The following is an 11,848-nucleotide window of genomic DNA, read 5'->3' as shown; positions in this document are numbered from 1 at the left end:
GGCTTAACCTCTTTTACGTCGATAAGCAGGCGCGCTTTGTAGCTTAGGGGGATTATCCTGAAGCGCCATGACAACACTTGCAAACTCTTTCATTACCCTGCGGTAGACATCGCGTTTAAATGACACCACTTGTCGAACCGGATACCAGTAACTTACCCAGCGCCAGCCGTCAAACTCCGGCGTACTGCTGGTTTGCATATTGATTTCGGCGTCGGCGCTCATTAACTGCAAAAGAAACCACTTTTGTTTCTGGCCGATACATACCGGCTTTGTGTCCCAACGCACCAAACGTTTTGGTAACTTGTAACGCAACCAGTTGCGAGTAGAAGCAAGGATCCGCACATCTTTACGGCTTAACCCAACTTCTTCAAACAGTTCCCGGTACATCGCCTGTTCTGCCGACTCCCCTGGATTTATCCCGCCCTGCGGGAACTGCCAGGAGTGCTGACCAAATCGCCGGGCCCACATCACCTGCCCCTGACGATTACAAATTACGATACCTACATTTGGGCGGTAGCCATCGTCATCAATCACCGGACTACCTCAACATAAACCTTATATATGAACGATTGTTTCATACTCCAGTGAGGCGGTAAACCACTCTGTAATAGTGACACAGCCTAATAACAATTGAATAACTCACAGTAAATAGCCGAGTTATAAACAGATGATGACGCCCTTGCGCCATTTTATTCACCTTTTCTGTGGATATAGTTGTGAAGAAGTATGGAATTACCACGGGAAAACCCAGAACAGTCTGAATTCCTCATACTGGAGGCAGTAAAAATAGTTCCTTATATTCATTGTGTTATAGACAAATCTTACATGCCACCTTCATAAAGCGTGACCAGCATCACATCTAAGATCCTTATGCTGATGAAAGATCAACCAGCGTCGGTTTTATCCACAGATTGTGCCAATAACTTACGCACTATTTGTCTGAATTTTCGATTTTCGTCGCACGTCAAGGCTGTAAATGGAAACAGTAGTGGTGGTTTTACACAGTTATCCCAACTTTCTGTGGATAACATAGTGTAAGATCCTGTTTATTGTCAGTGACCAGAATTGGAAAACCCGCTTCAGCGTTGCGCAACACGAAGAAACAACACAAAAAAGGCAATAAAAATCAGTCTATTGAATATAAGACACAGAAAAAGATAAACTCTGCCCATACGGTATAAAATCACTGCTCACTTTTTGACCTAAGGTAATTGTCATGTCCGCTCTTTGTCCGCTACTGACTCCGCCTGCTTCGGAAGCATTGCTGTTAGCCCAGGCGCGGCAGCTTTCCGGCTATACGTTAGGCGAGCTGGCGGCGATGGCCGGCATTACCACGCCTAAAGATTTGAAGCGAGACAAAGGCTGGATCGGCGTCTTGCTGGAGATCTGGCTCGGCGCCAGCGCCGGGAGCAAGCCGGAGCAGGATTTCGCCGCGTTAGGCGTAGAACTGAAAACCATCCCGGTGGATAGTCTGGGTCGTCCTCTGGAAACAACCTTTGTTTGCGTGGCGCCGTTAACCGGTAACAGCGGCGTGACCTGGGAGACAAGTCACGTACGGCATAAATTGAAGCGCGTGCTATGGGTACCGGTCGAAGGCGATCGCAGCATACCGTTAGCCGAACGCCGCGTAGGTTCGCCGCTACTCTGGAGTCCGAGTGAAGAAGAGGACAGGCAGCTACGCCTCGACTGGGAAGAGCTGATGGACATGATAGTGCTGGGCCAGGTGGAACGCATTACCGCCCGCCATGGCGAAGTCTTGCAACTGCGACCCAAAGCCGCCAATGCCAGGGCGCTCACCGAGGCTATCGGCGCGCGCGGGGAACCTATTTTGACGCTACCGCGTGGATTTTATCTGAAAAAAAATTTTACGCAGGCGCTGCTGGCTCGCCATTTTTTATTGCAGAATCCGTAACGTCCATTACACGCAAATGCGCCTCCGCTATGGCTACGCATCGGGCCGATGCCGGATAAACGTAAGCGTATTGTCGCCGCTATTTTACACCGTTCCTGGTTGCGCAAATTCAGCCTGGGCTTTCGCCCGTCACTCGACGGGCCTATAATTACCGCTTCTTTTTTTGGCAGGACTTTGTTCGATGTTATTTGCATGGATAACCGATCCTAATGCCTGGCTGGCGCTCGGTACGCTGACGCTGCTGGAGATTGTACTTGGGATCGACAACATTATTTTTCTTTCTCTGGTGGTAGCAAAACTTCCTACGGCGCAACGAAACCACGCACGGCGGCTTGGGTTGGCGGCGGCGATGGTTATGCGCCTGGCGCTGCTGGCGTCAATCGCCTGGGTCACTCGTCTGACTAATCCGCTGTTTGAGCTTTTCGGCGAAGCGATTTCCGCTCGCGATCTCATTCTGTTACTGGGCGGGTTATTTTTAATCTGGAAAGCCAGCAAGGAGATCCATGAGTCCATCGAAGGCGAAGAAGAAGGGTTAAAAACCCGGGTTTCTTCTTTCCTGGGCGCAATAGTGCAGATTATGCTGCTGGATATTATTTTCAGCCTTGATTCAGTTATCACAGCGGTTGGCCTCTCCGATCATCTGTTTATTATGATGGCGGCAGTCGTTATTGCCGTGGGCGTCATGATGTTTGCGGCACGGCCCATCGGCGAGTTTGTCGATCGTCATCCGTCGGTAAAAATGCTGGCGCTCTCCTTTCTGATCCTGGTTGGCTTTACCCTGATTCTGGAAAGTTTCGACGTTCACGTTCCGAAAGGGTATATCTATTTCGCCATGTTCTTCTCTATCGCAGTAGAGAGCCTGAACCTGTTGCGTAATAAAAAGAATCCGCTGTAATCCTGTCTCGCTCCCCCGCCGGGGAGCGAATACTCACTTTATTTCCTTTCTTCTCACAGATTAAGATTTTGCTGCTTCCGACATGCAGAGCTGCGCGTTATTACTAGACTATTATCAGACATATGATTAACAGACTATTATCAGATGCAGGCTATGTGAGGACAAACGGATGAAAAAGTGGGCAGTTGTAATTTCCGCAGTAGGGTTGGCTTTTGCGGTATCCGGATGCAGCAGCGATTATGTAATGGCGACGAAAGATGGTCGTATGATCCTGACCGATGGAAAACCACAAGTTGACGATGATACCGGTCTGGTCAGCTATACCGATGCACAGGGAAACGAGATGCAAATCAACCGTGACGAAGTGTCTCAAATCATCGAACGTTAAGCGGTGGCCTGTGATCGAGGTCAGCGTTCTGCAAACCTTCAGGCTGCGTCCTGTAACGGTGCGTGGCGACCACGCCCGGTAACAATTACGCCGCGCAGCCTGCAATTTTACTTTCCCTTTTGCCTTCCCTCTGCCATTTTTATTGTCCTTTGTCGGGAATTTCTGACTTCATAATAAAAAGGAAACGGCTATGCACTATCACCGTATACCCCACAGCTCGCTCGAAGTAAGTACGCTAGGGCTGGGCACAATGACATTTGGTGAACAAAACAGCGAAGCCGACGCTCACGCACAGCTCGACTATGCCATCGCAAATGGCATTAACCTTATCGACGCCGCCGAGATGTATCCGGTACCGCCGCGCCCGGAAACACAAGGGCTGACGGAATCCTATATCGGTAACTGGCTCGCCAAACGCGGCAACCGTGAAAAACTGATCATCGCCAGCAAAGTTAGCGGACCGGCACGTAATAATGATCAAGGCATCCGGCCTCATCAGGCGCTGGATCGTAAAAATATTCGCGAAGCGCTACACGACAGTTTGACCCGGTTGCAGACCGACTATCTGGATTTGTATCAGGTGCACTGGCCGCAGCGCCCCACTAACTGCTTCGGTAAACTCGGCTATAACTGGACGGACTCCACGCCAGTAGTAAGTCTGCTGGAGACGTTAGACGCGCTAAGTGAGTTTCAGCGAGCGGGTAAGATTCGTTATATTGGCGTTTCAAATGAGACAGCGTTTGGCGTTATGCGCTATCTGCATCTGGCGGAAAAACATGACCTGCCGCGTATTGTCACTATCCAGAACCCCTATAGCCTGTTAAACCGCAGCTACGAGGTCGGGCTGGCGGAAGTCAGCCAGTATGAAGGTGTTGAATTGCTCGCCTACTCCTGTCTGGCGTTTGGCACATTAACCGGTAAATACCTGAACGGGGCCAAACCCGCAGGCGCGCGGAATACCTTGTTCAGCCGCTTCACACGTTACAGCGGCGAACAGGCGCAAAAAGCCGTTGCCGCCTACGTCGATATCGCGAAGCGTCACAATCTTGATCCGGCGCAGATGGCGCTGGCCTTTGTTCGCCGCCAGCCGTTTGTCGCCAGTACGTTACTGGGCGCAACCACGATGGCGCAGCTCAAGACGAATGTGGAAAGTCTGCATCTGACGTTAAGCGAAGAGGTCCTGGCGGAGATTGAGGCGGCGCATCAGGTTTATACCTACCCGGCGCCGTGATAGTCAGTGCCCGGTGGCGCTACGCTTCCGGGCTTACAGAGACAATGTAAGCCGGATAACGCGCACTCGCCGCCCGGCATATTCACTCAGTATGATGCCTGCCGGCGCTGCCAGATCCACAGCGCCGCGATCGCCAGCGCGAACAGCACGCCAAAGCCGATACCTATCGCCACAGCCGGAACGCCAACCAGCACCGCCAGCGAGTACAGTCCCAGCATTAATAGCATGGCGCTATTCTCGCCCAGATTTTGTACGGCAATGGCATTCCCGGCGCCAACGCTCTTCTTACCGCGCTCCTGGAGCAAAGCGTTAAGCGGCACCACAAAAAAGCCGCCCAGCATACCTATCAACAGCAACAAGGCATAAGCAGGCAGCAATGCGTGCTGTAATGAGAAGATCGCAACCACAACGCCAATCAAAATCCCGGCGGGCATACAGCGCGATACGGTCTCCAGCGTCACCAGTTTTGCCGCCGCGCCCGCGCCGACCACAATGCCTACCGCCACCATGGCGTTCAGGTAAGTCGGCGTGGCGTTATCCGTAATACCCAGCGCCACCGGCACCCACAGCACCAGCAGAAAACGCAGCGTCACGCCTGCGCCCCAGAATAGCCCGGTCCCCACCAGCGAAAAACGCGTTTCACCGTTACGCCAAAGGACAACGCAAGCGCAGAAGAAGCTACGCGTCATCGCCGACAACCGCCAGGATTGTCCTGGACGCGCCGCCACAAGCTTCGGGATAAACAGGTTCGCCGCCACTGCGCCAGCGTAGGCCAACGCGCAGGCAACCAGCGCGGCGATGACATGCCAGTCGGCCAATACGCCGCCCGCGACGGAACCGAGCAAAATCGCCGCAATCGTAGAGGCTTCCATCAGGCCATTGGCTTTCACCAGCTTATCGCCCGTCGTCAGTTCGCCCAGAATACCGTATTTCGCCGGAGAATAAGCCGCCGCGCCAATCCCGACCAACGTATAACCGACAAAAGGATTTATGCCGAGGCAGACACCTGCCGCTCCCGCCAGTTTAAGACCATTGGCGACCATCATCACCCGGCCTTTGGCAAAGCTGTCCGCTATCTGGCCGACAAACGGCGCAAAAAGAATGTAAGCGCCCACAAACACCATTTGCAAAACAGGCTGGCTCCAGTCCGGGTAAAACTGAGCTTTCAGCAGTGCCAGCGTCGCGAACAGCAGCGCATTATCGCCAAAAGCCGAGAGAAACTGCGCGACAATCACCGACAGCATCCCTTTCGACCAGATGGAAGTGTTAGTACGTACTGACTCACTCATGATGTTGTTCCGGCGCATCCACCCAACTTTTCAGCGTCACAAAATCGGGTTTCCCGCTGCCAAGCAAGGGAAGCTGTTTCAGATAACGAATATCACGCGGGACGGCAAGTTCCGGAATACCGTGTTCACGGGCATAGTGCTGTAACTTTTCTCGGGTGAGTTCGCTGTCAGTCGTAAACAGTACCAGCGCTTCACCTTTGCTGGCATCGCTTTTAATGGCGGTAGCGTGCATTTTGTCCGCCGAAACGCCAAGCGCCAGTTGCTCGACCATCTCCAGCGAGACCATTTCGCCAGCAATTTTCGCAAAGCGTTTCGCGCGCCCCTGAATCTGCACAAAACCATTTTCATCGAAGCGTACAATATCGCCCGTGTCGTACCACCCGCGCTCGGTTTCGCCTCTGGCGTTTTCCGCTGACGGCACCTCCAGCACGCCCGGTTTTTCCACGCGCAGATAGCCATTCATGATATTCGGCCCTTTCAGCTGTAGCCGACCGCCGTTTTCAATACCGGGCACCGCCAGCAGACGCGCGTCCATGCCAGGCAGAATGCGGCCAACAGTGCCCGGCTTAGCCGCCATCGGCACGTTAATCGAGACTACTGGCGCGCATTCCGTTACCCCGTAGCCCTCAAGAATGCGCAGACCGAATTTATCCTGCCACAGTTGTTTGGTGCTCTCCTGAAGTTTTTCCGCACCGGCCACCACATAGCGCAGGCGATAAAAATCATACGGATTGGCAAAGCGCGCATAGTTGCCGAGGAAGGTTGACGTACCAAACAACACGGTACAGTTACGGTCATAGACCAGTTCCGGCACAATGCGGTAGTGCAGCGGACTTGGATAAAGAAACACTTCCGCGCCGGTCAACAACGGCGTAAACAGGCCCACCGTCAAACCGAACGAGTGAAAGAGCGGCAGCGCCGACATAAAACGGTCATTGGCGGTGAAATCCGCAATCGTTTTTATCTGCTCGACGTTCGCCAGAATGCTTTTATGGCTGTGCACCACCCCTTTCGGGTGCCCTTCCGAGCCGGAGGTAAAAAGAATGATCGCCGCGTCTTCCGGCTGCTGTTTTACCTGTGCCAGTCGCGGCGCCAGGAGGTGGGCAAAAATCCACAGCTTGTCGGCGGGTGTGACGTCCGCTTTTAAATCTTCCAGGTAAACCCAGCGAACCTGCGTTAGCTGTTCCGGCAGGTGCCATAATTTACCTTTATCGAGGAACTGGCGGGAGGTAAAAATCGTTTTAATTTCCGCCGCGGTAATCGCGCTGGTCAGCCCTTTTACCCCCGCTGTGTAGTTCATCATGGCCGGAATGCGGCGACGAGAAACCGCGCCGAAAATCACCGCCGCGCTGATGGCGGCATTCGGCAGCATTAAACCGATTTTCTCGCCCTCAACGCTGTACTTTTCCAGAATCCGGCCAACAAAAAGCGTCTTGGTCAGTAACTTACGATACGTATCCGGCGTAAAGTTAATGTCCTCAATACAGTTTTTACCTGCGCCGTAACGATATTGCGCCGCCAGCAACGATTCGTATAACGTCTCGCGCGGGCGCACCGCCATACGCGCTTCCATCATGATCTGGTGCAGCATCTCACCCGCTATCTTACGTCTGTCGCGCGCGCGCGGCGCTTCCGGCATCGGTATTTGCGTCGGCGGTAAAATATGAAGCTGAATGCGGGGGAATAAGCGCCGTTTAACCAGACCTTTAAGGCGACTGAAAGGCGTAAGCTCCGCGCCGTCAATACGGAGCGGAATGACGGTTGCGCCCGATTTTGCCGCCACAAAGCCTGCGCCGTCATAAATTTTCATCAGCGAGCCGGTCACGGAAATCCGCCCTTCCGGGAAAATCACCACTGGACGCCCCTGCTCCACCAGACGCACCAGGTGTTTAATGGACATGGGTTTAGTGGGATCGAGCGGCACAAAATCGATCAGCGGCGTTAACCAGCGCATATACCATTGCTGGCTGATGGAGGTATATACCGCAAAGACAGGCCGTACCGGCAAAAACAGCGCCAGTAGCATACCATCGATAAATGAAACGTGATTGGGGGTAATTAAGACCCGGTTCCCCTGTAGCGCCCGGACATCGCCAGTGACGCGCACACGATAAAGCACGCGAAACAGGTTACGGAAAAATCCAAACAGCATTTCAACTCCCTTTGGCCGACAATTCGCTAAAACATGAATTGTGGCAGATTACACGAGTTGCGTAACAGGAGCGATAGCAAAATAGGTTCGAAAAAAAACCTGCGCATCCGCGCAGGTTGGTGCAAGAGACAGGTACGAAGAGCGTACCGAATAATCTCACCAATCAATACCTCTGGGATCTTGATTGTGGGCTTCGCGCGTCTGCATCGCCAGTCCGAAAACGCAAAGGAATAAACGGAAATGCAACGAGTTGTGTAAATTATCCGTTACTGTTACAGGTTCAGGCGAAACAAAAAAAAACCTGCGCATCTCTACGCAGGTTGGTGTAATTCGTGTGATCAACAATGACGTTGATTCCACCTATCAATACCTCTGGGATCACCACTCTATCAACCTGACTCGCTGGCCTGCCAGCAGACAATCGCAACAGCGCTTCGCAAACTGTAACGAAAGATTTGTATTGTCACTTTACAGACGCATTTCTCCCGTGCAGGTCACATTTGCCCGACACGGCGGGGCAAGAGGCTTGAACAGACGTTCATTTTCCGTAAAACTGGCGTAATGTAAGCGTTTACCCACTATAGGTATTATCATGGCGACCATAAAAGATGTAGCCCGACTGGCCGGTGTTTCAGTCGCCACCGTTTCTCGCGTTATTAACGATTCGCCAAAAGCCAGCGAAGCGTCCCGGCTGGCGGTGACCAGCGCAATGGAGTCCCTGAGCTATCACCCTAACGCCAACGCGCGCGCGCTGGCACAGCAGGCAACGGAAACCCTCGGTCTGGTGGTCGGCGACGTTTCCGATCCTTTTTTCGGCGCGATGGTGAAAGCCGTTGAACAGGTGGCGTATCACACCGGAAATTTTTTACTGATTGGCAACGGGTATCATAACGAACAAAAAGAGCGTCAGGCTATTGAACAGTTGATTCGTCATCGTTGCGCAGCGTTAGTGGTACACGCCAAAATGATTCCGGATGCGGACCTGGCCTCATTAATGAAGCAAATCCCCGGCATGGTGCTGATTAACCGCATTTTACCGGGGTTAGAACACCGCTGTGTCGCGCTGGATGACCGTTACGGGGCATGGCTGGCGACCCGACATCTGATCCAGCAAGGTCATACGCGTATTGGGTATATCTGTTCCAACCACACCATCTCTGATGCCGAAGATCGCCTGAGGGGCTATTACGATGCGCTGGCGGAAAGCCATATTCCGGCTAACGATCGGCTGGTGACGTTCGGCGAACCGGATGAAAGCGGCGGCGAGCAGGCGATGACTGAATTATTAGGCCGCGGCAGAAATTTTACCGCGGTGGCCTGCTATAACGACTCGATGGCGGCTGGCGCGATGGGAGTATTAAATGATAATGGCGTGGGGGTGCCGGGCGAAGTATCGCTCATCGGTTTTGATGATGTACTGGTCTCACGCTATGTGCGTCCCCGACTGACCACCATTCGGTATCCGATCGTCACCATGGCGACACAGGCGGCGGAGCTGGCGTTAGCGTTGGCGGGGAAATGCCCTACGCCAGAAGTAACTCATGTATTTAGTCCGACACTGGTACGCCGACATTCGGTATCCACGCCGACGGATACCGGACACCTGTCGACAACCGATTAATCAGGGTAGCATGATGGCGACAATGCTGGATGTTTCCCGCCATGCGGGCGTATCAAAGGCCACCGTCTCACGAGTGCTGAATGGGACGGGGCAGGTAAAAGAAAGCACGCGCCAGAAAGTGTTTACGGCGATGCAGGCTCTGGACTATCGCCCCAACCTGCTGGCACGCTCGCTGGCGAATCGCACCAGCAACAGCATCGGTCTGGTCGTCTCTACGTTTGACGGCTTCTATTTTGGCAGTTTGTTGCGCCGGGCGTCGCGCCAGGCGGAGTTTCATAACAAGCAGTTGATCGTCACCGATGGTCACGATACGCCGGAACGAGAGCAGAAAGCCGTACAAATGTTGGCCGACAGACAGTGCGACGCTATTATTCTTTACACTCGCTATATGGATGAGCCGGCGATTTTGTCGTTGATTGACGCCACGGAAATGCCGCTGGTGATTATTAATCGCAACGTCACTCAGGCCCGCGATCGCGCTATTTTCTTCGAGCAGGAGACGGCGGCATTCCAGGCGGTGGAATATCTGATTACGCAGGGCCATCGCGATATCGCCTGTATTACGCTGCCTGTTCATACTCCCACCGGCACATCACGCGTAGCGGGTTATCGCAAGGCGCTGGAAAAATATGGCATTCCCTGGCAACCGGCAAAAGTGAAATACGGCGATTACACGCTGACGCGCGGCTATGACGCCTGCCGGGAATTACTGGAGGAAGGCGTCACGTTTAGCGCGCTATTCGCCTGTAATGATGACACGGCGCTGGGCGCGGCAAAAGCGCTGCGCCAGGCCGGATTACGCATCCCGCAGGATGTGTCGCTGTTTGGTTTTGACGATGCGCCGGGCGCAACCTGGCTTGAACCGGGGCTTTCAACAGTCTATTTACCCATCGAGGATATGATAGCCACCGCAATCGATCAGGCCGTTCGTCTGGCGAACAGCGAGCCGGTCGCCCCGATCCCGCCCTTTACCGGCACGCTGATTCTGCGCGAGTCCGTCGCCGCAGGCCCGTTTTTTCAACGTCCGGCCTAATGATGCGCTTCAGAGCATCTCCAGCGCTAACAGCTCTTCAATGGTCTGACGACGGCGGATCAGCCGCGCCTGTCCATTGTCAAACAGCACTTCCGGCAGGAGCGGGCGGCTATTGTAATTCGATGACATAGACGCGCCGTACGCGCCGGTATCGTGCAATACGAGGTAATCGCCGGGGATGACCGCAGGTAAGGCGCATGTTTCAACCATTCCCCCTTCCTGCTGCGTAAAAACATCGCCTGATTCGCATAGCGGCCCGGCGACCACCGTCTCGACCCACGGGCCATTTTCAAGCGCGCGACCATCCGCCGCCAGCGCCGAAATACGGTGATAGCTACCGTACATCGCCGGGCGCATCAGATCGTTAAAACCCGCATCTACCAGCACGAAATGGCGGCTTCCCATCTGTTTTACGCTACGCACCTGCGTTACCAGCACGCCTGATTGCGCCACCAGAAAACGTCCGGGTTCGATCTCAAGTTTGACCGCATGTCCCAGATGGCGGGCGATTTGCTCGCGCGCCGCGTTCCACAGGCCATAGTAATGACGCGTATCAACGGGCTCTTCTCCCTCACGATAAGGTATCGAGAGTCCGCCGCCTGCCGAAATCGCCTCCACATCCTGACCACATTCCAGCACCTGGCGTACCATCGCGCCGCAAACCTGCTCCAGATGGCCATAATCGACGCCGGAACCAATGTGCATATGGATACCGACAAGTTTCAGTCGGTATTTCTGCATTACCGCCAGCGCCGCCGGAAGATCGCTATGCCAGATGCCGTGTTTGCTGTTTTCGCCCCCGGTGTTGGTTTTCTGGCTGTGGCCGTGACCAAAGCCAGGATTCACGCGCAACCAGACGCGATGCCCAGGCGAAACCTGACCAAGCTGCGTCAGCATATCTACCGAGCCGGCATTGACCGGAATATGCAGTTCACTGACGCGCGCCAGCGTGGCGGCATCAATCACATCGGCGGTAAAAACGATATCATCAGGGCACGTTTGCGGATCGTAGCCCGCCGCCAGCGCACGTTCGATCTCCCCCAATGAAACAGAATCCACCTTGACGCCCTGCGCGCGCATTAAGCGCAGGATATGAATGTTCGAACAGGCTTTTTGCGCAAAACGCACGACGTCAAACTGCTGCAGGGCGGCTATCTGACGGCGAATAATGTGCGCGTCATAGACCCAGACCGGACAGCCGAATTCAGCAGGCAATCTGAGCAAATTTTCAGCGTTAAGGTCAGTTTCAGCGTGATAATGCGGCAATGACATAACAAACTCCGGAACAGGCTTTTTAACGATTACGCCATACCTTAGAAAGAATAAA

At 53.8% G+C, this 11,848-nt stretch carries 10 protein-coding genes; 6 read left to right on the top strand and 4 right to left on the bottom strand.

The window, feature by feature from the left end; translation table 11 throughout:
* Positions 1-3 precede the first annotated feature (3 nt).
* Positions 4-534, bottom strand: a complete 531-nt coding sequence (rppH, locus tag LDB27_RS04150; RefSeq protein WP_000564481.1) for an RNA pyrophosphohydrolase — start codon at positions 532-534, stop codon at positions 4-6.
* A 682-nt stretch (positions 535-1,216) separates the two neighbouring features.
* Between rppH and mutH the strand changes: the two genes are divergently transcribed.
* The 4 genes from mutH (at position 1,217) to LDB27_RS04130 (ending at position 4,426) form a co-directional block, all read left to right on the top strand.
* Positions 1,217-1,912, top strand: a complete 696-nt coding sequence (mutH, locus tag LDB27_RS04145) for a DNA mismatch repair endonuclease MutH (protein ID WP_001274930.1) — start codon at positions 1,217-1,219, stop codon at positions 1,910-1,912.
* A 181-nt stretch (positions 1,913-2,093) separates the two neighbouring features.
* Positions 2,094-2,807: a TerC family protein gene (locus LDB27_RS04140; protein WP_000895635.1), complete on the top strand. Its 714-nt coding sequence runs from the start codon at positions 2,094-2,096 to the stop codon at positions 2,805-2,807.
* A 169-nt stretch (positions 2,808-2,976) separates the two neighbouring features.
* Entirely contained in the window at positions 2,977-3,195 is a 219-nt protein-coding gene (locus tag LDB27_RS04135; protein WP_000758662.1) for a YgdI/YgdR family lipoprotein, read from the top strand.
* A gap of 190 nt (positions 3,196-3,385) precedes the next feature.
* Positions 3,386-4,426 (top strand): NADP(H)-dependent aldo-keto reductase, encoded by a 1,041-nt coding sequence (locus tag LDB27_RS04130; RefSeq protein WP_000558960.1) that lies wholly within the window; start codon positions 3,386-3,388, stop codon positions 4,424-4,426.
* 86 nt (positions 4,427-4,512) lie between these two features.
* Here the strand turns inward: LDB27_RS04130 and lplT are convergent, their stop codons facing one another.
* On the bottom strand, positions 4,513-5,715 hold the full coding sequence (gene lplT / locus LDB27_RS04125) for a lysophospholipid transporter LplT (protein ID WP_000004690.1): 1,203 nt from the start codon (positions 5,713-5,715) through the stop codon (positions 4,513-4,515).
* Complete coding sequence (gene aas, locus LDB27_RS04120) at positions 5,708-7,867, bottom strand: bifunctional acyl-ACP--phospholipid O-acyltransferase/long-chain-fatty-acid--ACP ligase (RefSeq protein ID WP_000896101.1); 2,160 nt, start codon at positions 7,865-7,867, stop codon at positions 5,708-5,710. The genes lplT and aas overlap by 8 nt, the downstream gene beginning before the upstream one ends.
* A gap of 592 nt (positions 7,868-8,459) precedes the next feature.
* On the opposite strand from aas, the gene galR reads away from it, so the two are divergent.
* Positions 8,460-9,488 (top strand): HTH-type transcriptional regulator GalR, encoded by a 1,029-nt coding sequence (gene galR, locus LDB27_RS04115; RefSeq protein WP_000201030.1) that lies wholly within the window; start codon positions 8,460-8,462, stop codon positions 9,486-9,488.
* Positions 9,489-9,498: 10 nt separating this feature from the next.
* Complete coding sequence (locus tag LDB27_RS04110) at positions 9,499-10,521, top strand: LacI family DNA-binding transcriptional regulator (protein WP_000968338.1); 1,023 nt, start codon at positions 9,499-9,501, stop codon at positions 10,519-10,521.
* Between the two features lie 9 nt (positions 10,522-10,530).
* On the opposite strand, the gene lysA is transcribed toward LDB27_RS04110, so the two are convergent.
* Entirely contained in the window at positions 10,531-11,793 is a 1,263-nt protein-coding gene (gene lysA, locus LDB27_RS04105) for a diaminopimelate decarboxylase (RefSeq protein ID WP_023262699.1), read from the bottom strand.
* Between the last annotated feature and the right edge of the window lie 55 nt (positions 11,794-11,848).

The sequence above is a fragment of the Salmonella sp. JXY0409-18 genome, from assembly GCF_020268625.1.
Classification (GTDB): domain Bacteria; phylum Pseudomonadota; class Gammaproteobacteria; order Enterobacterales; family Enterobacteriaceae; genus Salmonella; species Salmonella enterica.
Note: the sequence above shows the minus strand (reverse complement) of the source record. Positions and strands in the feature narration are given on the sequence as shown.

Coding starts and splice junctions, on each gene's coding strand:
- mutH (WP_001274930.1), top strand. CDS start 1,217: ATGTCCGCTCTTTGTCCGCTACTGACTCCGCCTGCTTCGGAAGCATTG.
- LDB27_RS04140 (WP_000895635.1), top strand. CDS start 2,094: ATGTTATTTGCATGGATAACCGATCCTAATGCCTGGCTGGCGCTCGGT.
- LDB27_RS04135 (WP_000758662.1), top strand. CDS start 2,977: ATGAAAAAGTGGGCAGTTGTAATTTCCGCAGTAGGGTTGGCTTTTGCG.
- LDB27_RS04130 (WP_000558960.1), top strand. CDS start 3,386: ATGCACTATCACCGTATACCCCACAGCTCGCTCGAAGTAAGTACGCTA.
- lplT (WP_000004690.1), bottom strand. CDS start 5,715: ATGAGTGAGTCAGTACGTACTAACACTTCCATCTGGTCGAAAGGGATG.
- aas (WP_000896101.1), bottom strand. CDS start 7,867: ATGCTGTTTGGATTTTTCCGTAACCTGTTTCGCGTGCTTTATCGTGTG.
- galR (WP_000201030.1), top strand. CDS start 8,460: ATGGCGACCATAAAAGATGTAGCCCGACTGGCCGGTGTTTCAGTCGCC.
- LDB27_RS04110 (WP_000968338.1), top strand. CDS start 9,499: ATGATGGCGACAATGCTGGATGTTTCCCGCCATGCGGGCGTATCAAAG.
- lysA (WP_023262699.1), bottom strand. CDS start 11,793: ATGTCATTGCCGCATTATCACGCTGAAACTGACCTTAACGCTGAAAAT.